Source organism: Culicoidibacter larvae (genome assembly GCF_005771635.1).
GTDB classification, from domain to species: domain Bacteria; phylum Bacillota_I; class Bacilli_A; order Culicoidibacterales; family Culicoidibacteraceae; genus Culicoidibacter; species Culicoidibacter larvae.
Genome location: NZ_VBWP01000003.1, coordinates 83217 through 107154, shown reverse-complemented (window position 1 = coordinate 107154; position 23938 = coordinate 83217). Strand labels below are relative to the sequence as shown.

Below are 23938 nucleotides of genomic sequence, written 5' to 3'. Positions count from 1 at the left end.
GATGTCCAAATGGCTATGTTATCTAAAGTATTAAAAAAACGTCTAACAGAAGTGATTGGTGATAAACAATTAGAAAAAGAGGATAAACAGAATAATCTTCTTCCGTTATTTATTTCAGCTAAACGTGTGGAAGGGTGTTCAAGCAAAACTTTACGTTATTATGAATCAACGATTCGGAATTTACTGGAGAATATTAACAAATCGGAATGTCATATAACAACGGAAGATTTACGGGATTACCTTGATTCATATCAGCAACGAGGTAATGTTAGTAAAGTTACGTTGGATAATGTAAGGAGAATTTTTTCTACCTTCTTTGCTTGGCTAGAGGATGAGGATTACATTGTAAAGAGTCCGGTTAGAAGGATTCGAAAAGTTAAGACTGGTAAAACTGTGAAAGAAACGTATTCGGATGAGTCAATGGAGCTGATGCGTGATCACTGTGATAATATGCGTGATCTTTCTATGATTGACCTTCTAGCTTCAACAGGCATTCGTGTAGGAGAATTAGTCAAGCTTAATATCAGGGATGTGGACTTTGAAAATAGAGAGTGTGTTGTGATAGGAAAAGGTAACAGGCAACGAAAAGTATACTTTGATGCTAGAACTAAAATACATCTTCAGAGATATCTATCAGAGCGTGAAGATAATAATGAAGCACTATTTGTATCATTATTAAAGCCTTATGATCGATTGCAGATTAGCGGAGTTGAGATTCGTTTAAGAAAAATAGGACGAGAACTAAACTTTTCTAAGGTGCACCCACATAAGTTTCGCAGAACGCTGGCAACACTGGCAATAGACAAAGGAATGCCGATTGAGCAGGTTCAACAGCTTCTTGGCCATCAAAGTATAGATACTACTCTTCAGTATGCAATGGTGAATCAGGAAAATGTTAAAAACTCCTTTAAAAAGTTCATTGGTTAATTTCAAATCTCAATTTATGGAGCAGTTCGAAGGGTATGAGAAGACAAGGTTAGGTGAAATAGCAAATATAACAGCAGGTCAAAGTTCACCTCATGATGATGAGTTTTCTGAAGAAGGTACTCCTTTTATAAAAGCTGGAAATTTAGAGGACTTAAAGTTGTTAAGACTTTCTGAGCAAGAATGTAATCTTGTAGATGAAAAAACAATTAAAGAAAAAAAGTTGAAGCTGCATAATTCTGGAACGGTCTTGGTCGCAAAAAGTGGGATGTCATGCTTATCAGGGCACATTTATTCGCTGAAAAAGGCGGCATATGTAGTTTCACATTTGGCATGTATACAGCCTATAGATATGACAAGTACTACAGAATATATAAGAACCTTTTTTATGACAGTTGGAACTAAGAGTTTAATAAGGGATGTCTCCTACCCTGCTATACAATTAGCGCAGTTTGCAGAAATGGAAATTCCTGATGTTCCATACAAAGAGCAGATACGGTTTGCGTCCTTTGTTCGACAGAGCGATAAATCAAAATTTGCAAGTGATACAGAGGCACGAGATTTTAGACTCTTGAGCAACTTAATTCGCAATTATGACAATATGATTGTCACAGATGGAAATTAAACTTCATGATAGGAGGGAATATTTATGTTTAACGAAGACAATACAATTGAAAAAATGGTGATCTCAACACTAACCAAAAACGGGTGGAATTTTATCTCCGCTGATGATTTACCACGGGACTTTTCGGATGTGATGGTGGAACCGATGGTTAAAGAAGCGCTAATTCGTTTGAATCCTGAAATAGCGGAAGAACCATCTCGTGCTGATGAAGTCATTTATAAATTACGTGCAATTATACTTTCAGTGCAGCATCATAACCTAATAACTCAAAATGAACTTTTTCAAAGAATGATTTTTGAAGAAAATTCATATCCTTTTGGCAAAAATGGCCGAATGATACCGATCCGTTTTTTTGGCACAATGAAAAAAGAAGATTTAGTACTTAATGAATATGTCGTTACTAATCAATGGATTTATCCTCAGGCCGAAGGTGGAAAGAGACTTGATATTGTTTTGCTGGTTAATGGTTTCCCAATTTCAATCGGAGAGTTAAAGACCCCGGTGCGCAATGCTATAACCTGGTTAGACGCTGCAAGTGATATTTCATCGTATGAAAAGAGTATTCCGCAGATGTTTGTAACTAATGTATTTAATTTTGCTACTGAGGGTAGATGCTATCGCTATGGTTCGGTTGGCATGCCAGTTAATATGTGGGGCCCATGGCATACTCCTAACCATAAGTCAGAGGGTAGCCTCGCTGATGTTAAAGTTAGCATAGCTGATATGATTACTCCTGAGAAGGTTATGGATATTTTTCAGTTTTTCACTCTCTTTGCTACAGATAAGAAACATGTTAAATACAAAATAATTTGCCGTTACCAGCAGTATGAAGGTGCTAACCTTATTGTACAACGTGTTATTGCGGGCTATCCAAAGCAAGGTCTTATCTGGCACTTTCAGGGTTCTGGTAAATCGTTGCTAATGGTATTTGCAGCACAAAAAATTCGCATGATCCCCGAACTTAAGAATCCTACTGTGGTAATAGTTGATGATCGACTTGATCTTGAAACTCAGATAACTGCAACATTTAATGCTTCGGATATTCCAAACCTAGTATCACTTGCGACTAAGGAAGAAGTTGAAAACTTTTTTAAGCAAGATATTCGTAAAATTGCAATAACGACTATTTTCCGATTTGGTGATGTCGAAGATGTTCTTAATCTTAGAGATAACATAATCATTATGGTTGATGAAGCACATAGAACTCAAGAAGGTGACCTCGGTGAAAGGATGCGTGCAGCACTTCCAAATGCTTTCTTCTTTGGACTTACCGGTACTCCAATTAATCGTATTGATAAGAATACTTTCCGTACATTTGGTGCAACGGAAGATAAGAGCGGATATTTGAGTCGATATACTTTCTCGGATTCCATCAGAGACAATGCAACTCTACCCTTGAACTTTGAGCCAGTTCCAGTCGAGCTTCATGTTGATAAGGATAAAATAGATACAGAATTTGATGCCTTAACTGAGACGCTCTCAGATGCAGATCGTGCTGAGCTTTCAAAACGTGTAAATATGAAAGCCATCATGTATGATCCAAAACGTATACGCAAGGTTTGCGAACACATTGTAAAACATTATAAAGAAAAAATAGAGCCTAACGGGTATAAAGGACAGATCGTTGTATACGACCGTGAGTGCTGTCTTAAGTATAAGGAAGAGCTAGATAAGCTACTCCCTCATGAAGCAACAACGATAGTAATGGATACCAATAACGATAAGGAAGATCGATATAGAAAATTTCGTCGCAGCCGTGATGAAGAAGCAAGAGTCCTTGATCAGTTCCGTGATAAGAATAACCCTCTTAAGTTAGTTATTGTTACATCAAAGCTATTAACGGGTTTTGACGCTCCAATTCTTCAAGCAATGTATTTAGATAAGCCAATGAAGGACCATAACCTTCTGCAAGCCATCTGCCGTACAAACCGTACTTTTGATGAAGGTAAAACCCATGGATTAATTGTAGACTACATTGGTATTTTTGATAATGTTGCAAAGGCGTTGGACTTTGATGAAGCTAGCATGAAAAAAGTTATCACAAATATTGAAGAAGTCAAGAAGCAGGTTCCTGCACTTCTCAGAAAATGCCTAAGTTACTTTATGGGCGTTGACCGTACCGTAGTAGGTTGGGAAGGTTTACTTGCAGCTCAGGAGTGTATTCCAACAAATAAAGATAAAGATGCATTTGCTGCAGATTATCGTGTTCTAAATAGAGCATGGGATGCTCTGTCCCCTGATCCATTTCTTGATAAGTACAAGTTTGACTATGTATGGCTAACAAAAGTCTACGAGTCAGTGAAACCCACGGATAATCGCGGTGCTCTCGTTTGGGCTGCTCTTGGTGCCAAAACAATGGAATTAGTTCACTCTAATATCGAAGTTGGCAGGGTTCATGATGATATGGATATTTTAACGCTTGATGCGGATCTAATTGACGAATTTATTCGTAAGCAGAAAGATGTTAAAAAGACAACTATGAAGGTAGAAATAGACTTAGTTGCCAAAATTCGCGAACATTCTAACGATCCAAAGTTTATTAAGCTGGGAGAGAAGCTCGAAGAGCTTCGTGAACGCCACGAACAAGGGTTAATTAATAGTATTGAGTTCTTGAAGCTCCTACTTGAACTTGCAAAAGAAGCTGCTCAAGCAGAAAAGGAAGTTGTCCCGGAAGAAGAAATTGATCGTGGGAAAGCAGCACTAACAGAACTCTTTAAAGGTGCTAAGAACGACAAAACACCCATCATTGTTGAACGCATTGTTGCTGATATTGATGACATTGTAAAGATTGTACGATTCGATGGATGGCAAAGAACAACTACCGGAAAAAATGAAGTGAAAAAGGCACTTCGTAGTGTTATCTGGATTAAATACAAGATTAAAGACAAAGAAGTTTTCGATAAAGCTTATAGCTACATCGAGCAATATTATTAATAGGAGGTCTGCCTATGAAACAATATGCATCGTTTGAAAAGTATCTTGAAGACAAATATTATAATGATATTCACCGCGCTATCACCGGCCTCATATTTAAAAGAGGCCGGAATAACGGGTTTTATTCGTATACAGTTTTAGATCCTTCTTACTTTCAGGTGGAGGATATACATATAAAAACTGTCTCTTTCCACTCTACAGATGGAAGCAGGATTATTTTCAACGCAGCAGTTGAGGCAGATGTTATCCTAAAAGGAATGGGAAAGAGAGATTATGATGCTGATATAAAAAGCCCTTGGTACACGGTCTCTTTTACTGGTTATTTAAGTGATGGTCTTAATATGGTTACCATTACGGATGTTGATGACTATTTCGCCGATAAGTTTGATAAGAATACAACATTATCTAAATATTTGATTCCTTACCTTTATTCAGAGGACTTAGAAAAGGAAGCGGAAAAATTTCTTTACAAATACTGTAGACAAGCGCTAAATGAACCTATGCCTATTCCCCTCGATGAACTCATGTTTAATATGGGACTAGTGCTTTATGAGGCCCCGCTCCCAGATAATATATTTGGCAAAACTTATTTTGCAGAATCAACAGTTGATATATTCAACGAGGAATATGAAGTAGTAAAACAGACCGTTGAGCCAGGAACAATCCTTTTAAATCCGAACATTTTCTTCATGCGGAATATTGGATCTCGTAATAATACAGTTGTACACGAATGTGTGCATTGGGACCGTCATGATAAGTTTTTTGAAATGCAGAAGTTGTTAAATAGTGATCTGACTTCTTTAACATGTGGGATTACTGAGCAAAGAGGGCTTAAGAATAATGGGATTGAAGGTGCGCTTCAGTGGATGGAATGGCAAGCTAATGCTTTGACTCCTCGCATTCTACTACCTGCAAACACGACAAGAAAAAAACTAAAAGAAATATTGCTACGTCTACATATTGAAAATTCAGAGAGATCTGATTCAGATATTATGGAAGAGGCAATCGAAGAGTTGGCAGATTTTTTTGCAGTTTCAAAGTTTGCAGCAAAACTCCGCGCCATCGAACTTGGCTTTTCGCAGGCACAAGGGGTTTGGAATTATCTAAACGGCACCTATTTACCTAGTTTTTCATTTAAGGCAACTGCTCTCAATAAGGATGAAAGTTATATCATCGACATAAGAAATGCCTGTTATGAGGCAAATTTTGATATCAGCTTTAAAGCTAACCTTGAGAAAGGCGACTTTATTTATGTTGATTATATGTACTGTATTAATGATGAAAAATACGTAGAAAAATCTGCAGATGGGAAATGCACCCTAACATCTTATGCTAGACAGCATGTCGATGAATGTTGTATTAAGTTTAAGCAAAAATTTAAAATAGCAAAAACACAAGGCGATGCCTATTATACCCAATGTTCCCTTTGCAGAGATATAGATGCATCTTCTTATTGTGAATGTACTTACATTGAAGATGAAGATAATCAAGACGTAGTACAGCGTGCAATAGAATTGAAAAAACTAAAAAAAGAAGGAGAACGGATTACAGGAATATTACGATCACTACCGATGTCTTTTTCAGGGACTCTGGATGCCCATATGAAGCGTCTTAAAAAAGAAGATGGTACAAAGATGACTAATCTTGAGTTAGCGCTTAGAACAGGATTAAGTGATCGATATATTCAAGACCTTCGTAAAGAAGAAAAAAATGTAAGTTATGAAACTGTCTGTGCCATTTGTATTGGGCTTCACCTACATCCCAAATTCAGTAACGATCTCATTAAGAAATCACGCAATGATTATCCATTAACAGAAGAAGGTTACTTTGGTCAATTTCTCATCGAACATCACTATATGGAAACACTAGATTTATGTAATGAAAAGTTAAGAGAAATGGGCTATAAAACGTGGGGCAAGGATTTATAAAAAAGTAAAAAATATTTAGACTAAAATCGGAACTCTTACTTCTGGTTTTGATTACGTAATTGCAAGGCTTTATGACCAATAATGGTTGTAAAGCCTTTTTTTTTACGCCCAAAAACCGGAACTCGCAGTTCTGCGAAGTAAATCTTGTTTCAAATTATGATGTTAATAGAAGCTGAAAACTTCTATTAAACCAGTCTCAAAGTCCGAGATGCGCATTAGGACGGCGGGATGCATAGAGAGTTCAGAACACAGTGATAGAGACTGTGTTTGGAATGAAGATGCACCCACCGTAATTTCGTGCGCTCTTTTTTAGGACAAGCGAAGTTTGTGGTCATCTTATCCGCAGGCTCTTTTGCATTCCGCTACCCATTACTGGGACGGAAAGGAATGCAAAATGAAAATACGAGTTTTATATGAAGACAACATCAAAAACGGTCACAAGAACTACACCACAATTGAAATTCCAGACGGAGATTACAGCGTCATGCTTGATATCGACTATGAGCAACGTCTTGCAGAGGCAAAGCCTGAAAAGAAAGCGGAGGTGAAACGCTGCGAGACTCTACAAGAAATGTTCGACCTCATGAACAACAAGGAATATAACCATTGGCGTCGCTACCATAGGCATCTTGGTAATCCCAAGACACCTTATCGAAAAGATGATGAAGTTGAAATAGATGTCATGGATACTTTCGCTGACAACTCTCAGGAGATAGAACGGAGTCTCCAAAATGAGTACGAATCTATCTGCTCATGGATACGCACCGCTCTTGGCAAAAAGCAGGATTGGGCAGATATGTTCATTGCAGTACGCATTGACGGTATGTCGATTCGAGAATATGCCAGTTCCATCGGAGTAAATGAAAACAACATTACTCAGAAATTAAAGCGGGCAACAAAGAAATTAGAACAAGAATATAAAAACCGTCAGATTTGACCTTCTCCCAAGGCTACTAGGTAGGAGGTCAAGACCTCCAAAAATTATAAGGAGGTAATTCGAATGGAATTACAAGTTTACAAAAAAGCAGAGTTCGGCTCTGTACGTACTACAACGATTGGTGGTCAACCTTATTTTGTAGGAAAGGATGTAGCAAGCATTCTTGGTTATGCAAATACTCGCAAAGCTTTAATTGATCATGTTGATGAAGAGGACAAGGATGACGTAACGATTCGTGACGCCATCGGAAGAAATCAAACGATGACTGCTATTAACGAATCTGGTCTGTACAGTCTCATCCTCTCAAGCAAGATGCCAAATGCTAAAAAATTTAAGCGATGGGTGACAAACGAAGTACTCCCTGCTATTCGTAAACACGGACTCTATGCTACGGATGATTTAATCGCAAATCCTGACCTGGCCATTGCTGCATTTACTGCATTAAAAGAAGAGCGTGAAAAGAACAAGGAGTTGATGGCGGCCGTTGCTATTGGTCAGCAACAAATTGCTGAGATGAAACCCAAGGCTACTTACTATGATGTGGTTCTTAAATGCAGGGATGCAGTCAATATTTCTGTGATTGCCAAAGATTATGGCTGGAGTGCCATGCGCATGAACGAATACCTCCATGAAAAAGGCATTCAGTTTAAGCAAGGTGATATTTGGCTTCTTTATCAAAAGTATGCTCCCAATGGATATACCAAAACCAACACTCACATTTACGAAGATAGCAAAGGTATAAAGCATACGAAAGTGCATACCAAGTGGACACAAAAAGGCAGACTCTTTATCTATGAACAGCTAAAGGCGGATAGTATTTATCCGCAGATTGAGATGGAGGTGTGATATGGGAATCAATATGAACAACGCAGAAGGGTATCATGACCCAACTCCTCATAAAGCACTTAGCAATATCACTCGTGAGGAAAAGGCAGCAGCAAAAGCTGCCTTTAAGCCCCTTGTCTATATTTGCTCTCCCTTTAGTGGCGATATAGAAAACAACAATAAGCGCACACGATCATTTTGCCGTTTTGCTTTAGATAAGGGCAATATTCCGCTTGCTCCTCACCTTTTATTTCCACAGTTTATGGATGACAGCAATGAGAAAGAACGTGAGCTCGCTATTTTTATGGATATTATCCTGATGGGCAAATGCCAAGAGGTCTGGGTTCTAGGTGATGTGATCTCAAGAGGCATGAGTATTGAAATTGAAAAAGCAAAGAAGCGCAGACAGCCGGTTAGATACTTTAATAAAGATTTTGAGGAGGTAGAGTCTCTATGAAGATAGCATACGGCAATAGCCGAATGGATAAAAAGTGGAAAAACACAGACATCAGCTGGGAGGCCTTCTGCTCTCGTGTTAAGACCACGCAGCGTACTACTGAAACCGTAGAAGAATATCGAAAAATGAGAAAAGGTGGTCAGGACTCCATTAAAGATGTCGGCGGTTTTGTTGGCGGTCATTTAAAAGATGGCAGACGTAAAAAAGGGAATGTTCTATCACGCTCCATGCTCACCCTTGATATGGATTATGGCACAAGTACTATCTGGGAAGAAATCTCTACCTTCTTCCCTTATCAGTGTTGTATTTATTCTACTCATAAGCATACTCCAGAAAATCCAAGACTAAGGCTGATTATTCCTCTCTTCCGTGATGTTGGAGAGGAGGAGTATGCAGCCGTTAGTCGCATGGTCGCAAAAGAAATCGGCATCGACCTTTTTGATGATACGACCTATGAACCAGAACGATTAATGTATTGGCCGTCTACTTCAAGAAACGGCATTTTTGTGTATGAGGAAAAAGATGGTTCTCTCCTTGATCCTGATGTATTTCTAAATAAATACGATGATTGGCGAGACACCAGTACTTGGCCCGTATCCTCTAGGCAGTCAGAAGTACTTGATCGCTCATTAAAGGAACAAGCCGATCCACTTTCAAAAGAGGGAGTTATCGGTACTTTTTGTCGTAGCTACTCAGTAAGCACTGCAATCGATACGTTCTTAAAGGATATATACGAACCTTCAGTAATGGTTGGTCGATATGATTATATCCCGGCTGACTCCAGTGCAGGGGTTATCCTCTATGATGATAAGTTTGCCTATTCTCACCACGCAACAGATCCTGCAAGTGGGAGGCTGCTTAATGCTTTTGACCTTGTTCGCATCCATCGATTTGGTCATTTAGATGATCGAGCGACAGAAAGCACACCTCCAAGCAAACTCCCATCCTTTATCAACATGTGCGAATTTGCCACCCAAGACGATAAAGTAAAAGCCCAGTTTACGAAAGAGCGGATGGAACAGGCTACGATTGATTTTACGGAGGATAATTGGCAGACAGCCCTTGAACTGGATAAGCAAGGAAAGATTAAAGATACCTTGGATAATATCGTTCTCATCATCCGCAACGATTCAGAACTGGAATCCATTGCTTTTAATAAGCACCGTGATGGAATCGATGCTAGAGACGGACTGCCTTGGGAACAGATGAAGGGCGGCTGGAATGATTCAGATAATGCAGCCCTTAAAGTTTATCTGTCTAATAAATATGGCATCTACTCCCCAACCAAAACAAAGGACGCCATACTAGCAGTCGCAGCAGAGCGTTCCTATCATCCTATAAAAGAATACCTGGATCATCTACCAGAGTGGGATGGAACCGATCGCGTTGAGACCTTACTGATTGATTACTTCAATGCAACAGATAATTCCTATACCAGAGCCGTTACTAGAAAAATGATGGTGGCAGCAGTCGCTAGAATTGTTCATCCTGGTACGAAATTCGACAGCGTTTTAATTCTAAATGGTCCACAAGGCATCGGTAAGTCTACCTTTTTTGCAAAGCTTGCAGGTGATTGGTTTTCCGATAGTTTGACGCTCACGGATATGAAGGATAAAGCAGGTCCTGAGAAACTTCAAGGGTACTGGATTTTAGAACTGGGCGAACTAGCCGGCATGCGAAAAACCGATGTGGAAGTTGTGAAATCCTTTATCTCAAGATCCGATGATAAATACCGTGCCAGTTATGGGGTGAATGTGGAAAGCCATCCTCGTCAATGTATCATTGTCGGCTCTACCAATGCAGAAAGTGGATTTTTGCGAGACATCACGGGTAACCGAAGATTCTGGCCTGTGCGCATTAGCGGTGACGGCAAAAGAAAAGCATGGCAGATGTCCGTATACGATGTAGAGCAGATTTGGGCAGAAACTTTGGTGCTTTATGCCAAAGGTGAAAAGCTCTATTTAGAAGGCAGTGATGTAGAGTTGGCAACGAATGAGCAGGCAGATGCCATGGAGAGTGATGAGCGAGAAGGGCTTGTTCGCACTTACCTCGATACGCTTTTACCCGATGACTGGAATGCCCTGTCCTTATACGAGCGAAGAAACTACCTAAACGGTAGTGAATTTGGTGGGGAATCCCGTGTTGGCACGGTAGAACGTACGCTTGTTTGCAATATGGAAATTTGGTGCGAATGCTTTGGAAGGGATGCCTCCGCCATGAAACCTGCAGACTCCTATGCCATTGCAGGCATTATGAAAAAGATTAATGGGTGGAACAAGTACCAAGGGAACAAGAACGGAACAAGTAATTTTCCCCTTTACGGTAGGCAACGTTGTTACGAGAAGAATGAGTAAGGTCGTTCCTTGTTCTTTAGTTGTTCCTTATGCTTGTTCTCTTAAAAACCCAGTCATTACCGATGTTCTGGCTTTACTTGAATGAGTGGAACAAGAGTTTTACTACTTAGTAATAAATTAATAAATAGTAGTAGTAAAGCATCGTGAGCGTATGTATGCGCGCGTATAGGAAAAAACGTTAAAAGTTGTGCTTGTTGTTCCTGATGAATTGTTGGAGGTCATTTATGCAAGAAAAATATATAGAACAAAAACTGGTAGCGACAGTAAAAAGCATGGGAGGCATTGCCCCGAAATTTGTGAGTCCTGGAATAGATGGAATGCCCGACCGCATCGTGTTACTTCCCATGGGAAGAATCGCCTTTGTCGAATGTAAGGCGACAGGGAAAAAGATGCGACCTTTACAAAATAAAAGAAAGAAGCAATTAGAGGCATTAGGCTTTCTAGTCTATTGCCTTGATGATATAGAACAGATTGGAGGGATACTTAGTGAAATACAAGCCACATGAATACCAAAGTTATGCCACTGAATTCATTTTATCCCATCCCATATCGGCTGTATTTCTTGAAATGGGTTTAGGTAAAAGTGTGATTACCTTATCCGCCATCTTTGATTTGTGTTTGGATAGTTTCCTCGTTTGCAAGGTGTTAGTGATTGCGCCTTTAAGAGTAGCAAGAGATACATGGCCTGCCGAAATCAAAAAGTGGGATCATCTAAAAGGACTCTCTTATTCAGTGGCAGTGGGAACGGAAAAAGAAAGAATCGATGCCCTCAAGAAACAATCAACGCTATACATCATCAACCGTGAGAACGTAGATTGGCTGGTTCATAAAAGTGGTATTCCTTTTCATTTTGATATGGTGGTCATTGATGAATTGTCATCCTTTAAGTCTTATGGCGCAAAGCGGTTTAAGAGTCTACTTAAAGTAAGACCCTCTGTAAAAAGAATTGTCGGTCTTACCGGAACTCCCTCCAGTAATGGATTGATGGATTTATGGGCAGAGTTTCGCATTCTTGATTTGGGTCAAAGGCTAGGACGCTACATTAGCCATTACCGAAATACCTATTTTAAGCCAGATAAGCGAAACGCACAGATTGTATTTTCTTATAAACCACTGCCAGGTGCAGAAGAGGAAATCTACAAACAAATATCAGACATCACCATTTCTATGAAATCTACCGATTATCTCAAAATGCCTGAATACGTCAGCAATGAGGTGTTCGTTACTTTAAGTGATAAGGAGTGGAAGGTTTATTCGGAATTTAAGGAAGAAATGGTGGCTAACTTAGGCGATGAAGAAATTGATGCGGTTAATGCAGCCGTCCTTTCTGGGAAACTGCTACAGATGGCAAATGGTGCTGTATACGATAGCGGGAATAAGGCCCATGTGATTCATGAAAAAAAGCTAGATGCCTTGGAAGATTTAATCGAAGGAGCTAATGGGAAACCGGTACTTGTTGCTTATTGGTATAAGCATGATTTAGAGCGAATTAAAGATAGATTTCCGGTCAGGCAAATTCAGTCATCGAAGGATATTGAGGATTGGAATGATGGCAAGATCCCCATTGCTGTTATTCATCCAGCCAGTGCAGGTCATGGTCTTAATCTTCAAAGCGGTGGTTCAACGCTTATCTGGTTTGGTCTGACTTGGTCACTAGAGCTGTATCAACAAACTAATGCAAGACTTTATAGGCAGGGTCAAAAGGATACAGTTATTGTCCACCACATCATCACCAAAAACACCATCGATGAAGACGTGCTGCTTGCACTCACAAAAAAGGAGAAAACTCAAGATGCCTTGATTGATGCGGTAAAGGCGAATTTAGAGGTGATGCGATGACAGAGCCTTATCAAGATTTAGCCAATGCCATTATTTTGATGGCTGTTAAGGATTATAGAGATGCCTTAAAGAAATTAAAGAAACGTCCGCGTTATGGACCGGCACAAGATATGAAAAACGAGGTGGAGAGGTTCTTCCACTCTGATTGGTATAGAGAACTTACCTCTGTTGATGGGAATGTCCTAATCAAAAAGCTACAAGCGGAGGTGAGCGAGAAATGAAAGCAAAAGAATATTTACACCAAGCCTACAGGCTAGACAAACGAATCCAATCAAACATTGAGGAAATGGAAAGGCTAAGGGAGTTATCGACCAGTGTTTCCTCCCCTTGTTGGGGTGAGAGAATACAGAAGGGGCGGCATACCGATGCTTTGTTTGTCAGATACCTTGAGCGAATTGAAGAACTACAAATCAAGATTAATGATGAGGTAGATCATCTTGTAGCACTTAAAGCAGAGATTCGAGATGTGATTAATAAAGTAACGGATATCGATGAACGCATGGTGTTACGTTACCGCTACGTCCATAACTTTACCTGGGAGCAAATCGGTGATGAGCTGAATGCTGATAAGAGTACCATTCGCAGATGGCATGGCAATGCCTTAAATCACGTTGTCGTACCTGAAAATCCAATTGTTATTCAAATGTTGAACAGCAATGAGCACTTTTGAGCAGAGATAAGCACCTCATCTTTATGTTACATTATAATCAGCAAGATAGAATACTTACTAAGCCTTGTGGGTCATACCCTGCAGGGCTTTTTCTATGCTCAGAAAGAGAGGTGAAGCAATGCCAAGCAAACCTAAGCGACCATGTAGCAGTCCAGGATGTCCCAACTTAACGGATGGTCAGTACTGTGAAGAGCATCGAGTCGTTGAACGTAGACGCTATGACAAATACCAACGGTCAAAGGATATTAATAAAAAGTATGGTAGAGCCTGGAAAAGAATCCGAGACCGGTATGCACAGGAACATCCCCTGTGTGAGATGTGTAAAGAGGACGGAAGACTAACTCCCACCGATGAAGTGCATCACATCCTCCCTGTTTCTCAAGGTGGTACACACGATAGAAACAATTTGATGTCCTTATGTAAATCCTGTCATAACAAGATTCATTTAGAACTCGGTGATCGACAGATTCGCAGGTGAGCCAAGGGGGAGGTCAAATCTCTAGACCTCTTATGGCGGACAACGGCCTGGGGCTTCGCGTGTAAAAATCAGAAATCAAAGGGGGTATTAAAGACTTTTAGGAAAGTGGGGTGAAAACATGGCGAAAGACGGTACAGCAAGAGGCGGTCAGCGTGTTGGTGCTGGAAGAAAATCAAAGGCTCTAACCGACAAAATTGCTGATGGCAGATTAAACGGGGTTCAAGTACTGCCGGAGCCAGCAGAAATGGAAGGCACGGATGTTCCTCCAGTAAAAGATTATTTAAAGGCTACTCAGAAAAATGGCAAAGACCTCTGTGCAGAAGATATTTATATCGAAACTTACAAGTGGCTAAAGGATCGTGGCTGCGAAATGTTAGTAAACAACCAGCTAATCGAGCAGTATGCCATGAGTGTTTCTCGTTGGATTCAGTGTGAAGAGTGTATTTCAGAATATGGCTTTCTTGCAAAGCATCCAACCACTTCAGCTGCCATCGCATCACCTTATGTTGCGATGAGTCGTGAATACATGAAACAGGTCAATCAGTGCTGGTATCAGATTTACCAAATTGTGAAGGAAAACTGCTCTGTGGAGTTTGGAGGCAGAAGTCCACAAGATGATTTGATGGAGCGGTTATTATCTGCTCGGAAAGGAAAATAAAATGAATAAATATAGAACGTGTGAAAGTGTATGTAAAGGTCATCCCGATAAACTATGTGACCTTATTTCAGATAGCCTTTTAGATGCATGTTTAAGAAAAGATAAATCTTCTCGTGTTGCTTGCGAGGTGATGGCAACCAAAGGACACATCATTGTTGCCGGTGAGATTACCTGCTCAAAGAGAATTGACATTAGAGGTGTTGTCCGCCGTGTTCTTACAGATGTGGGCTACAAGCCTAGAAAATTTTTAGTCTTTGTCTATGTCCATCAACAAAGTAAAGATATCGCAGGTGGTGTAGATAGGGCCTTGGAATCTCGTGAGGGTGATACGTCATGGTATTCCATGTTAGGAGCGGGTGACCAAGGCACCGTTTATGGCTATGCCACCAATGAAACTAGTGAGAAACTACCTCTCCCCTTAGTCTTATCCCATGCCATTTGCGAAAAGCTGGATAAGGTGATGAAGAATGGCGTAATCAAAGACATTGGCCCAGATGGTAAGGCTCAAGTGACGGTGGAATATGAAGGTGACAAACCAAAACGAATTAAGACCATTGTAGTTTCCGTTCAACACAGTGCAGATAAAGATTTAGATGTTTTAAGAAATGAAGTCATTGCTCAGGTGCTGTGGCCAGTCTTTGAAAAATATCCATTTGACGATGAGACTGAGATCCTCATTAATCCTAGTGGACGATTTGTTGAAGGAGGACCAGCAGCTGATACTGGTCTTACGGGAAGAAAAATCATGGTTGATACCTATGGCGGATTAGCTGCTCATGGTGGCGGTGCGTTTTCAGGCAAAGACCCGACAAAAGTTGACCGTAGTGGTGCCTACATGGCAAGGGCGATTGCAAAGAATATTGTTCGATGTGGCTTTGCTAAGCGATGCCAGGTAGCGATTTCCTATGCAATTGGAAAAGCAGATCCTGTTGCTCTTGAGATTGATACCTTTGGAACAGGCACGGTGGAAGAAAGTATCCTTTGCCGTGCTGTATTAGATGTATTCAATTTAAGACCTGCAGCCATTATCGAAAAGCTAAAGCTGACGGATGTTATTTATGCAGATACAGCTACTTACGGCCATTTCAGATATGGCTTAAGCACGTGGGAATTTCTAGATTGCTATACAGAACTAAGGGAGGCGGTAAATAAATATGTTGATTGAAAAGAAGAACACAAAAGACCTCATCCCTGCAACATACAATCCTCGTAAAGATTTGAAACCAGGAGATGCAGAATACGATAAATTAAAACGATCCATTGAACAATTTGGTTATGTAGAGCCGGTTATCTGGAATAAGGTGACCGGCCATGTTGTTGGTGGGCATCAAAGACTGAAGGTTCTCATGGATATGGGCATCACAGAAGTTGAGTGTGTCATCATTGAAATGGACGAAGAAAAAGAAAAAGCACTCAACATCGCGCTCAATAAAATCAGCGGTGATTGGGACAAGGATAAATTGGCCCTTTTAATTTCAGATTTACAAGGTGTAGATTTTGATGTTTCCCTAACTGGATTTGACCCTAAAGAACTGGATGACTTATTTAAAGACACGCTGAAAGAGGGGATCCACGATGATGACTTTGATGTGGAGACAGAACTAAAAAAGCCTGCCATCAGCAAGCTTGGTGACATATGGACGCTTGGCAGACACAGGCTTATCTGTGGTGATTCTACCAAGAAAGAAACCTATGATGTGCTGATGAATAAAAAGAAGGCAAACTTGTGCGTAACAGATCCTCCCTACAATGTGAATTATGAAGGTGCTGCAGGGAAAATCAAAAATGACCATATGGCAAATGATGCCTTCTACCAGTTCCTCTTAGATGCCTTTATCAATATCGAAGAAGTTCTGGCAGACGATGCCTCCATCTACGTATTCCATGCCGACACCGAAGGGTTTAATTTTAGAAAAGCCTTCTCGGATGCCGGTTTTTATTTGTCCGGCTGTTGTATATGGAAAAAGGACTCCCTTGTGCTGGGTCGTTCTCCTTATCAATGGCAGCATGAACCAGTGCTGTTTGGCTGGAAAAAGAAAGGCAAGCATCAGTGGTATACGGGCAGGAAAGAAACCACCATCTGGGAATTTGATAAGCAGAAGAGAAATGGAGACCATCCTACGATGAAACCTATCCCTCTGCTCGCCTATCCGATTTTGAACTCCTCTATGAGTAACACCATTGTGCTTGACCCATTTGGCGGAAGTGGTAGTACCCTAATTGCCTGTGAGCAATCAGAACGCATCTGCTACACCGTGGAACTAGATGAGAAGTTTTGTGATGTCATTATTAAACGCTACATTGAGCAGGTTGGAACTTCTAAAGAAGTCAGTGTTCAAAGGGATGGACTAAGTTATAAATATGATGAATTGGTGGAAACCAATGAATAAGGAATACTAGTAAAGTTTCCCACAAGATAATTGATAAAAAGCTTGCTATATAAGTGTTTTAGAGTGATATATGTACATACCAAAACAAAGGAGGTTTTGTACATGGTCATTAAATACAATGTAACAGGAGCAGAAAGAAAAAGGCTGGTAACGACTCTTAGTACTCTCACAGGAGTTAAAGCAAAGTACCTAGGAATGCCTAGTATGGCATATGAGGTAGGTGACTTTACCATCGACAAGAATGGAAACCTTGAACTCAGTGACAAGGTAAACAGCGAAGAAATCGAACGTGTGGCAGGACATTTAGCCAGCGAGGGTTTTATTGCTGAGGAAGAGATAAGCGCCACAGAGGGCAAACAAAGGGCAGACAGCGAGGAGTTTGGTCTTACAGTTTCCATGCCAAGGAGCAATTTTACTGAGAAGGCACTTGAAAACCTAAAAGCCATTATTGAAGCAAAAGGAAAATTAATCCGCCATGCACTTGATGTAGAGGATTTACCAATTGAAGTTTCTGAAGACGTAGTTTCATTTCCTTGGTTTGAAACATTGCCAGCAGCAGAAGAGGTGAAAGCATATAACCACTTCATTTTTGCCTTATGCGAGATGGCGATAAATCAGAAACGCATCACGGTAAAAGAGAAGGAAGTAGAAAATGAGAAATACGCATTCAGATGCTTTTTACTCCGCCTTGGCTTTATCGGGGAAGAATACAAAGAAGAGCGAAAAATACTGCTTAGAAACTTAACTGGTTCATCGGCATTTAAAGGAGGAGCAAAAAGTGAGGACAATTAGTAAAGAACGGTTGCAAAGCCTCCGTGAGAAGTACCCTGTAGGATGCCGAGTAGAACTTCTAAGAATGGATGATATTCAAGCTCCTGCGATTGGAACAAAAGGAACAGTCATAGGTGTTGATGACATCGGATCAATCATGGTGTCTTGGGAAACTGGCTCCAGTTTATCAGTCGTTTTTGGAGAAGACCTGTGCAGGAGGATTGAAGATGACAAGTAAGATAAAAGAACAGATTCTTGCCATTCGAGATACCGGTGAAACCAATATGTTTGATGTGCGAAAAGTACAGGAAATCGCTCTGAGGGAAGGGTATAACGAGCTACTTGTTTACCTTGCAGATAACGTGGGGGCCTATTCCAGATTCATTCTGACAGGCAAGGAGGAATAAAACCGTGTGGAAAGAAGGTAGCATTAAAGTTCATGACAGCATCATCCATTATTGGGTAAAGTGCTATGAGAAAAGTTCGGAATTTGGCATTGACAAGGGGCGCATCTCAAAGCTGATGCTTAAGCGCAAAGAAGAGATTATTGCAAATTATGACCGAGGCTGGGACATTGAACCTGTGGATGAGGATACAGAAATTGCGCTTGCAATCTTATTATTAGAACACAACTAAATAGCAACAGAGGACAGTGCCAACATTGGCTCTGTTTCTCGTATAGAAAGAGTAATAAGGCTTGCTTGATGCGGGTCTATTTTTATGCTCATTTTGAAGAGGGGTGACCGCAATCAGAAAACTTAAGAAATATAAACCGACTCCTTTTATGGCAAAGGACTCTATTTACGATAAAGATGCTGCAGATTATGCGGTCAACTTTATCGAATGCTTAAGTCATACCAAGGGGAAATGGTCAGGAAAGCCCTTTGAACTGATTGATTGGCAAGAGCAGATTATCAGGGATTTGTTTGGAACACTGAAACCAGATGGCTACAGGCAATTTAATACGGCTTATATTGAGATTCCAAAGAAAATGGGAAAATCAGAATTAGCTGCTGCCGTAGCCTTGTTACTTACATGTGGTGATGGTGAAGAGCGAGCAGAAGTCTACGGGTGCGCTGCAGACAGGCAACAGGCGTCCATCGTATTTGAAGTGGCTGCTGATATGGTACGTATGAGCCCGGCTCTAAGTAAACGAGTTAAAATCTTATCGGCAACAAAGCGGATCATTTTCCAACCGACTAATAGTTTTTATCAAGTGCTTTCAGCAGAGGCTTATTCAAAGCATGGTTTTAATATTCATGGTGTTGTTTTTGATGAGTTGCATACGCAGCCCAACAGAAAACTCTTTGATGTCATGACCAAAGGTTCTGGTGATGCCAGAACGCAGCCTCTTTATTTTCTGATCACCACGGCAGGATCTGATACAAAATCAATCTGCTATGAAACCCATCAGAAAGCCAAAGACCTCATGGAGAAAAGAAAGATTGACCCTACTTTTTATCCGGTTATTTATGGAGCAGATGAGTCAGATGATTGGACAGATCCGAAGGTGTGGAAAAAAGCGAATCCAAGCCTTGGCATAACGGTAGGGATTGATAAGGTAAAAGCCGCTTGTGAATCAGCCAAGCAAAACCCTGCAGAAGAGAATGCCTTTAGACAGTTACGACTTAATCAGTGGGTCAAACAGGCGGTTCGCTGGATGCCAATGGACAGGTGGGATAAATGTGCCTTTGCCGTAAATGAAGAGGATTTACTTGGAAGGGTATGCTATGGCGGACTAGACCTTTCTAGCTCCATTGATATTACTGCCTTTGTATTGGTGTTTCCTCCCCTAGATGAGGATGATAAATACATCATTCTTCCCTACTTTTGGCTGCCAGAAGAAACTCTAAGTGCCAGGGTCAACCGTGACCATGTTCCCTATGATGTCTGGGAAAAGCAAGGACAGCTTAAAACAACCGAAGGAAATGTGGTCCATTACGGTTTTATTGAGAAGTTCATCGAAGAACTTGGCGAAAAGTACAACATTCGTGAAATTGCCTTTGACCGTTGGGGAGCCGTACAAATGGTGCAAAACCTCGAAGGCATGGGCTTTACTGTTGTCCCCTTTGGTCAAGGATTTAAGGATATGAGTCCACCGACTAAAGAACTGATGAAACTAACGCTAGAAGAAAAGGTTGCTCATGGTGGGCATCCTGTACTTCGTTGGATGATGGATAACATTTTTGTTCGAACAGACCCGGCAGGCAACATCAAGCCGGACAAGGAAAAATCATCAGAAAAGATTGATGGTGCAGTGGCAACGATTATGGCTCTTGATCGAGCGATTCGTTGTGGCAATGATACGAGTGCTTCGGTTTATGACAACCGAGGCATTCTCTTTATATGAGGGAGGTGATTGGTTTTGGGGTTTTTATCATCCATTTTTAAGGCAAGAGATAAGCCTACTGACAGAGCTGTGAGTTCAAACTACACATTTTTAATGGGATCAACCACAGCAGGTAAAACAGTGACCGAGCGGTCGGCACTTCAAATGACGGCCGTATACTCTTGTGTTCGGATATTAGCTGAAGCAGTCGCAGGGCTTCCTCTGCATCTTTATCGCTATACAGACGATGGTGGCAAGGAAAAAGCAATTGACCATTCCTTGTATCGACTTTTGCATGATGAACCGAATCCTGAGATGAGTTCTTTTGTGTTTAGAGAAACACTGATGACTCATCTTTTATTATGGGGGAATTGTTATGCGCAGATTATTCGTAATGGAAAAGGTGAAGTTGTAGGACTCTACCCCTTGATGCCAAATAGGATGTCAGTCCATCGAGATGAGAGTGGGCAGCTCTATTACTTATATACCAGAGGTGCAGATGATGTGAACAGTATGAAGGGTATGACAGTAAAACTTAGCACCTCCGATGTACTTCATATTCCCGGACTCGGGTTTGATGGGCTGGTGGGCTACTCCCCTATAGCAATGGCTAAAAATGCGATTGGTCTTGCCATAGCAACAGAGGAATATGGAGCTAAGTTCTTTGCTAACGGTGCTGCTCCAAGTGGTGTGCTTGAACATCCGGGAACGATTAAAGAACCTGGGAAAGTCAGAGAGGCTTGGCAGTCACAATTTGGTGGCAGTGCCAATTCCAATAAAATAGCCGTGCTTGAAGAAGGAATGAAATATACACCGATTTCCATTTCACCAGAACAAGCACAATTCCTTGAAACAAGGAAGTTTCAAATCAATGAAATTGCTCGGATTTTTAGAGTCCCTCCTCACATGGTAGGCGACCTTGAGAAGTCGAGCTTTTCTAATATTGAGCAACAATCCCTTGAGTTTGTGAAATACACCTTAGACCCGTGGGTAGTGCGTTGGGAGCAAACCCTAGCCCGCACCCTTTTTACACCGGAAGAAAAGAAAAAATACTTCTTTAGATTCAATGTAGAAGGTCTGCTTAGAGGGGATTATGTTAGTCGCATGAGCGGGTATGCCACAGCAAGGCAGAACGGTTGGATGAGTGCCAATGATATTAGGGAACTTGAAAACCTAGACCGTATCCCTTCAGAGGATGGCGGTGACATGTACCTTGTAAACGGCAATATGCTCCCTCTTACAAAGGCAGGTGCATTCGCAAATACAAACGAGGATGGAAAGGAGGAAGACTTGGATGAAGAACAAGATATTTTGGGGATGGAAGAACCAAGCAAGCGAACAAGAAGAACGAGTTCTTGAGCTTTATGGAACAATCGCTGAAGAAAGCTGGTTTGATGATGATGTGACCCCGCATATGTTTAGAAATGAACTCTTTAGCGGAAAAGGACCCATCACCTTATGGATTAATTCACCGGGTGGAGATTGCATTGCCGCAAGTCAGATTTATACCATGTTGATGGATTATCCAGATGAGGTAACCGTCAAGATTGATGGGATTGCAGCATCAGCCGCTTCTGTCATTGCCATGGCAGGAACAAAGGTACTAATGGCTCCGACAGCACTCATAATGATTCATAACCCAGCAACCATCACGATGGGTGATCATGAAGACATGAAACGAGCGATCGAGATGTTAGATGAGGTGAAAGAAAGCATTATCAATGCCTATGAGATTAAGACTGGAGTATCTCGCATCAAACTATCTCATTTGATGGATGCTGAAACCTGGATGAATGCCAACAAAGCCATAGAACTTGGCTTTGCAGACGATGTGCTAAAGGATGAGAAACAATCCGAACCCACTTTTTCTGCCTATGCGTTTTCTAGAAAAGCAGTGGCAACTAACCTACTTAACAAAATGGCAGAAAAGAATAAACCAATTCAGGCGGAGGAATCTCTAAAACCACAAGGGCGCTCAATTGATGAACTCAAGGAGCGTCTTTTAATTATCAAAAAATATATGTAAATGGAGGAATTTTACTATGACGATTACAGAAATGCGTAACAAGCGCAAAAAGCTTATTGAAACGATGGACGGGTTCTTGGACACTCATAAAACCAAGAATGGCACATTGTCCGGAGAAGACGATAAAACCTACAAAACCATGGAAGATGAGATCACTGAACTCACGAATGAAATCCATCGCATGGAAAGACGTGAAGCAATCGAGGCTGAACTTGAAAAACCTGTCAGCAAGCCAATCATTGAAAATCCGATGAATGGTCGAATGGATAACAGTGAAATTAAAACTGGCCGAGCAGCTGATTCTTATAAGACAGCAATGCTTTCAGCTCTTCGTTCAAACTTCCGTAATGTATCCAATGTCCTGCAAGAAGGTGTTGATGCTGATGGTGGATATCTGGTTCCAGAAGAGTATGACACGAGACTGATTGATGGGCTGAAAGACGAAAATATCATTCGTAAGCTGGGTCATACCATTACCACATCTGGTGAGCGAAAAATTAATATTGCAGCTACAAAACCTGCAGCTGCATGGATTGATGAGGGAGAGGCACTGACCTTTAGTGATGCAACCTTCTCTCAAATTAATCTGGATGCTCACAAACTTCATGTAGCTGTAAAGGTTACCGAGGAACTGCTCTATGACAATGCCTTCCAACTGGAGAACTACATCATTGAGGAGTTTTATAAGGCTCTGGCTAATGCCGAGGAAGATGCCTTTATTAATGGTAATGGTACAGGGAAACCACTGGGTATTCTGGCTGCAAGTGGTGGTGCTGAAGTCGGTGTAACAGCAGCATCTGCAACGGCGATTACTGCTGACGAAGTGATTAACCTTGTGTATTCCTTGAAGCGTCCTTACCGTAAAAATGCCGTGTTCATTTTAAATGACCAGACCATTGCAGCCCTTAGAAAACTAAAGGACGGGAACGGTGCCTATATGTGGCAAGCAGCTCTTGTTGCAGGTGAACCAGATAAACTACTTGGCTATCCTGTTTATACATCTGCTTATATGCCTACCATTGAGGCAGGTGCTAAGACCATTATCTTTGGCGATTTGTCTTACTACAACATTGGAGATCGTGGTTCTCGTTCCTTTGCAGAACTTCGTGAGCTGTTTGCAGGTAATGGCATGGTCGGTTTTGTAGCTAAAGAACGTGTGGATGGCAAGTTAGTACTACCTGAAGCAATCAAGGTTCTTCAGCAGAAAGCCTAACGGAGGTGCGATATGGATTACAACACAAAAAACTACACCGAACAAGGCGGAGATAAAACCGTCATCGCAGGAACGTTAGAGATTAAGGAGGGAGCAACAGTAACAGGTCTCCCTTCTTCTTTTACTCCTGCAGAAAACCAAGCACCTAGTGTGGCAGAAGATATTACGAGTTTAGTTGCTGATTTTAATGCATTGCTTTTAAAGCTAAAAGCAGCCGGACTCATAGAAGCTGATTAAAAAGAGAAAGGATGGTAGCGGTATGACACTGATTCAAAAGGTAAAGGCAAACTTGATTTTAGAGCATGAAGCTGATGACGAACTCTTAGAGATGTTCATCGCCGCTGCTGTCAGTTATGCCGAGAGTTATCAGCATGTACCAGAAAATTTCTATAGCGACAATCCTATGCCACCGACTACAGAGCAAGCCATTATTATGCTTTCCTCTCATTTTTATGAAAGCAGAGATGGCAGTACAGGTGGCTTCTTTGCAGATAATGTGCAGGCGGGTCAGCAGGTTTGGAAAACGGTCAACCTACTATTAAGACTCGATCGGGATTGGAAGGTGTAAACATTGAAAGCG

At 41.1% G+C, this 23938-nt stretch carries 26 protein-coding genes; all 26 read left to right on the top strand.

The features are described 5' to 3' along the window. The first annotated feature begins 9 nt into the window (after positions 1–9). The 26 genes from xerA to FEZ08_RS04545 all read left to right on the top strand — a co-directional run bounded on the left by xerA (position 10) and on the right by FEZ08_RS04545 (position 23926). Positions 10–927, top strand: coding sequence for a site-specific tyrosine recombinase/integron integrase (gene xerA, locus FEZ08_RS04670; protein WP_479684291.1), 918 nt, complete (start codon positions 10–12; stop codon positions 925–927). Next, positions 893–1549 carry a restriction endonuclease subunit S gene (locus FEZ08_RS04665; RefSeq protein WP_138190549.1) on the top strand — a complete coding sequence of 219 codons (657 nt, stop codon included), beginning with the start codon at positions 893–895 and terminating at the stop codon, positions 1547–1549. The genes xerA and FEZ08_RS04665 overlap by 35 nt, the downstream gene beginning before the upstream one ends. A 24-nt stretch (positions 1550–1573) precedes the next feature. Continuing rightward, positions 1574–4483, top strand: coding sequence for a type I restriction endonuclease subunit R (locus tag FEZ08_RS04660; protein ID WP_138190548.1), 2910 nt, complete (start codon positions 1574–1576; stop codon positions 4481–4483). A gap of 14 nt (positions 4484–4497) precedes the next feature. Beyond that, entirely contained in the window at positions 4498–6411 is a 1914-nt protein-coding gene (locus FEZ08_RS04655) for a hypothetical protein (RefSeq protein WP_138190547.1), read from the top strand. A 394-nt stretch (positions 6412–6805) separates the two neighbouring features. Continuing rightward, positions 6806–7348, top strand: a complete 543-nt coding sequence (locus FEZ08_RS04650) for an RNA polymerase sigma factor (RefSeq protein WP_138190546.1) — start codon at positions 6806–6808, stop codon at positions 7346–7348. A gap of 63 nt (positions 7349–7411) precedes the next feature. Further along, on the top strand, positions 7412–8194 hold the full coding sequence (locus tag FEZ08_RS04645; protein WP_138190545.1) for a phage antirepressor: 783 nt from the start codon (positions 7412–7414) through the stop codon (positions 8192–8194). A gap of 1 nt (position 8195) precedes the next feature. Continuing rightward, complete coding sequence (locus FEZ08_RS04640; protein WP_138190544.1) at positions 8196–8630, top strand: DUF7768 domain-containing protein; 435 nt, start codon at positions 8196–8198, stop codon at positions 8628–8630. Beyond that, positions 8627–10984, top strand: a complete 2358-nt coding sequence (locus FEZ08_RS04635) for a virulence-associated E family protein (RefSeq protein ID WP_138190543.1) — start codon at positions 8627–8629, stop codon at positions 10982–10984. Before FEZ08_RS04640 ends, FEZ08_RS04635 begins: the two co-directional genes overlap by 4 nt. A 224-nt stretch (positions 10985–11208) precedes the next feature. After that, on the top strand, positions 11209–11490 hold the full coding sequence (locus tag FEZ08_RS04630) for a VRR-NUC domain-containing protein (RefSeq protein ID WP_073110220.1): 282 nt from the start codon (positions 11209–11211) through the stop codon (positions 11488–11490). Continuing rightward, positions 11471–12823, top strand: coding sequence for a DEAD/DEAH box helicase (locus FEZ08_RS04625; protein WP_138190542.1), 1353 nt, complete (start codon positions 11471–11473; stop codon positions 12821–12823). Before FEZ08_RS04630 ends, FEZ08_RS04625 begins: the two co-directional genes overlap by 20 nt. Continuing rightward, entirely contained in the window at positions 12820–13044 is a 225-nt protein-coding gene (locus tag FEZ08_RS04620) for a hypothetical protein (RefSeq protein WP_003762701.1), read from the top strand. Before FEZ08_RS04625 ends, FEZ08_RS04620 begins: the two co-directional genes overlap by 4 nt. Next, positions 13041–13493, top strand: coding sequence for a DUF1492 domain-containing protein (locus FEZ08_RS04615; RefSeq protein WP_138190541.1), 453 nt, complete (start codon positions 13041–13043; stop codon positions 13491–13493). The genes FEZ08_RS04620 and FEZ08_RS04615 overlap by 4 nt, the downstream gene beginning before the upstream one ends. A 118-nt stretch (positions 13494–13611) precedes the next feature. Further along, a complete protein-coding gene (locus FEZ08_RS12620) occupies positions 13612–13971 on the top strand; it encodes an HNH endonuclease (RefSeq protein WP_138190540.1) in 360 nt (119 codons plus the stop codon). A gap of 118 nt (positions 13972–14089) precedes the next feature. Next, a complete protein-coding gene (locus tag FEZ08_RS04605; RefSeq protein WP_138190539.1) occupies positions 14090–14629 on the top strand; it encodes a P27 family phage terminase small subunit in 540 nt (179 codons plus the stop codon). 1 nt (position 14630) lies between these two features. Continuing rightward, positions 14631–15794, top strand: a complete 1164-nt coding sequence (gene metK, locus FEZ08_RS04600; RefSeq protein ID WP_138190538.1) for a methionine adenosyltransferase — start codon at positions 14631–14633, stop codon at positions 15792–15794. Further along, positions 15784–17019 carry a site-specific DNA-methyltransferase gene (locus FEZ08_RS04595; protein ID WP_138190537.1) on the top strand — a complete coding sequence of 412 codons (1236 nt, stop codon included), beginning with the start codon at positions 15784–15786 and terminating at the stop codon, positions 17017–17019. The genes metK and FEZ08_RS04595 overlap by 11 nt, the downstream gene beginning before the upstream one ends. 102 nt (positions 17020–17121) lie before the next feature. Next, the gene (locus FEZ08_RS04590) at positions 17122–17811 is read left to right on the top strand and encodes a virulence protein (protein ID WP_138190536.1); all 690 of its coding nucleotides are present in this window, start codon (positions 17122–17124) and stop codon (positions 17809–17811) included. Beyond that, complete coding sequence (locus FEZ08_RS04585) at positions 17798–18028, top strand: DUF4314 domain-containing protein (RefSeq protein WP_067424535.1); 231 nt, start codon at positions 17798–17800, stop codon at positions 18026–18028. Before FEZ08_RS04590 ends, FEZ08_RS04585 begins: the two co-directional genes overlap by 14 nt. Continuing rightward, positions 18018–18197: a DUF5049 domain-containing protein gene (locus tag FEZ08_RS04580; protein ID WP_003762693.1), complete on the top strand. Its 180-nt coding sequence runs from the start codon at positions 18018–18020 to the stop codon at positions 18195–18197. Before FEZ08_RS04585 ends, FEZ08_RS04580 begins: the two co-directional genes overlap by 11 nt. 4 nt (positions 18198–18201) lie before the next feature. After that, positions 18202–18426, top strand: a complete 225-nt coding sequence (locus tag FEZ08_RS04575) for a DUF7678 domain-containing protein (protein WP_073110244.1) — start codon at positions 18202–18204, stop codon at positions 18424–18426. 112 nt (positions 18427–18538) lie between these two features. Next, positions 18539–20140: a terminase large subunit gene (locus FEZ08_RS04570; protein ID WP_199288036.1), complete on the top strand. Its 1602-nt coding sequence runs from the start codon at positions 18539–18541 to the stop codon at positions 20138–20140. A 15-nt stretch (positions 20141–20155) separates the two neighbouring features. Beyond that, positions 20156–21478: a phage portal protein gene (locus FEZ08_RS04565; protein WP_138190535.1), complete on the top strand. Its 1323-nt coding sequence runs from the start codon at positions 20156–20158 to the stop codon at positions 21476–21478. Further along, a complete protein-coding gene (locus FEZ08_RS04560; protein WP_138190534.1) occupies positions 21414–22145 on the top strand; it encodes a head maturation protease, ClpP-related in 732 nt (243 codons plus the stop codon). The genes FEZ08_RS04565 and FEZ08_RS04560 overlap by 65 nt, the downstream gene beginning before the upstream one ends. 16 nt (positions 22146–22161) lie before the next feature. Then, positions 22162–23358 carry a phage major capsid protein gene (locus FEZ08_RS04555; RefSeq protein ID WP_073110255.1) on the top strand — a complete coding sequence of 399 codons (1197 nt, stop codon included), beginning with the start codon at positions 22162–22164 and terminating at the stop codon, positions 23356–23358. A gap of 12 nt (positions 23359–23370) precedes the next feature. After that, entirely contained in the window at positions 23371–23595 is a 225-nt protein-coding gene (locus tag FEZ08_RS04550; RefSeq protein ID WP_138190533.1) for a Head fiber protein, read from the top strand. Between the two features lie 22 nt (positions 23596–23617). Then, on the top strand, positions 23618–23926 hold the full coding sequence (locus tag FEZ08_RS04545; RefSeq protein ID WP_067632692.1) for a head-tail connector protein: 309 nt from the start codon (positions 23618–23620) through the stop codon (positions 23924–23926). Positions 23927–23938: the final 12 nt, after the last annotated feature.

What these genes read in the sequence shown, in the direction of transcription:
- xerA (WP_479684291.1), top strand. Translation starts at nt 10, where the DNA reads ATGGCTATGTTATCTAAAGTATTAAAAAAACGTCTAACAGAAGTGATT.
- FEZ08_RS04665 (WP_138190549.1), top strand. Translation starts at nt 893, where the DNA reads ATGTTAAAAACTCCTTTAAAAAGTTCATTGGTTAATTTCAAATCTCAA.
- FEZ08_RS04660 (WP_138190548.1), top strand. Translation starts at nt 1,574, where the DNA reads ATGTTTAACGAAGACAATACAATTGAAAAAATGGTGATCTCAACACTA.
- FEZ08_RS04655 (WP_138190547.1), top strand. Translation starts at nt 4,498, where the DNA reads ATGAAACAATATGCATCGTTTGAAAAGTATCTTGAAGACAAATATTAT.
- FEZ08_RS04650 (WP_138190546.1), top strand. Translation starts at nt 6,806, where the DNA reads ATGAAAATACGAGTTTTATATGAAGACAACATCAAAAACGGTCACAAG.
- FEZ08_RS04645 (WP_138190545.1), top strand. Translation starts at nt 7,412, where the DNA reads ATGGAATTACAAGTTTACAAAAAAGCAGAGTTCGGCTCTGTACGTACT.
- FEZ08_RS04640 (WP_138190544.1), top strand. Translation starts at nt 8,196, where the DNA reads ATGGGAATCAATATGAACAACGCAGAAGGGTATCATGACCCAACTCCT.
- FEZ08_RS04635 (WP_138190543.1), top strand. Translation starts at nt 8,627, where the DNA reads ATGAAGATAGCATACGGCAATAGCCGAATGGATAAAAAGTGGAAAAAC.
- FEZ08_RS04630 (WP_073110220.1), top strand. Translation starts at nt 11,209, where the DNA reads ATGCAAGAAAAATATATAGAACAAAAACTGGTAGCGACAGTAAAAAGC.
- FEZ08_RS04620 (WP_003762701.1), top strand. Translation starts at nt 12,820, where the DNA reads ATGACAGAGCCTTATCAAGATTTAGCCAATGCCATTATTTTGATGGCT.
- FEZ08_RS04615 (WP_138190541.1), top strand. Translation starts at nt 13,041, where the DNA reads ATGAAAGCAAAAGAATATTTACACCAAGCCTACAGGCTAGACAAACGA.
- FEZ08_RS12620 (WP_138190540.1), top strand. Translation starts at nt 13,612, where the DNA reads ATGCCAAGCAAACCTAAGCGACCATGTAGCAGTCCAGGATGTCCCAAC.
- FEZ08_RS04605 (WP_138190539.1), top strand. Translation starts at nt 14,090, where the DNA reads ATGGCGAAAGACGGTACAGCAAGAGGCGGTCAGCGTGTTGGTGCTGGA.
- metK (WP_138190538.1), top strand. Translation starts at nt 14,631, where the DNA reads ATGAATAAATATAGAACGTGTGAAAGTGTATGTAAAGGTCATCCCGAT.
- FEZ08_RS04595 (WP_138190537.1), top strand. Translation starts at nt 15,784, where the DNA reads ATGTTGATTGAAAAGAAGAACACAAAAGACCTCATCCCTGCAACATAC.
- FEZ08_RS04590 (WP_138190536.1), top strand. Translation starts at nt 17,122, where the DNA reads ATGGTCATTAAATACAATGTAACAGGAGCAGAAAGAAAAAGGCTGGTA.
- FEZ08_RS04580 (WP_003762693.1), top strand. Translation starts at nt 18,018, where the DNA reads ATGACAAGTAAGATAAAAGAACAGATTCTTGCCATTCGAGATACCGGT.
- FEZ08_RS04560 (WP_138190534.1), top strand. Translation starts at nt 21,414, where the DNA reads ATGAAGAACAAGATATTTTGGGGATGGAAGAACCAAGCAAGCGAACAA.
- FEZ08_RS04555 (WP_073110255.1), top strand. Translation starts at nt 22,162, where the DNA reads ATGACGATTACAGAAATGCGTAACAAGCGCAAAAAGCTTATTGAAACG.
- FEZ08_RS04550 (WP_138190533.1), top strand. Translation starts at nt 23,371, where the DNA reads ATGGATTACAACACAAAAAACTACACCGAACAAGGCGGAGATAAAACC.
- FEZ08_RS04545 (WP_067632692.1), top strand. Translation starts at nt 23,618, where the DNA reads ATGACACTGATTCAAAAGGTAAAGGCAAACTTGATTTTAGAGCATGAA.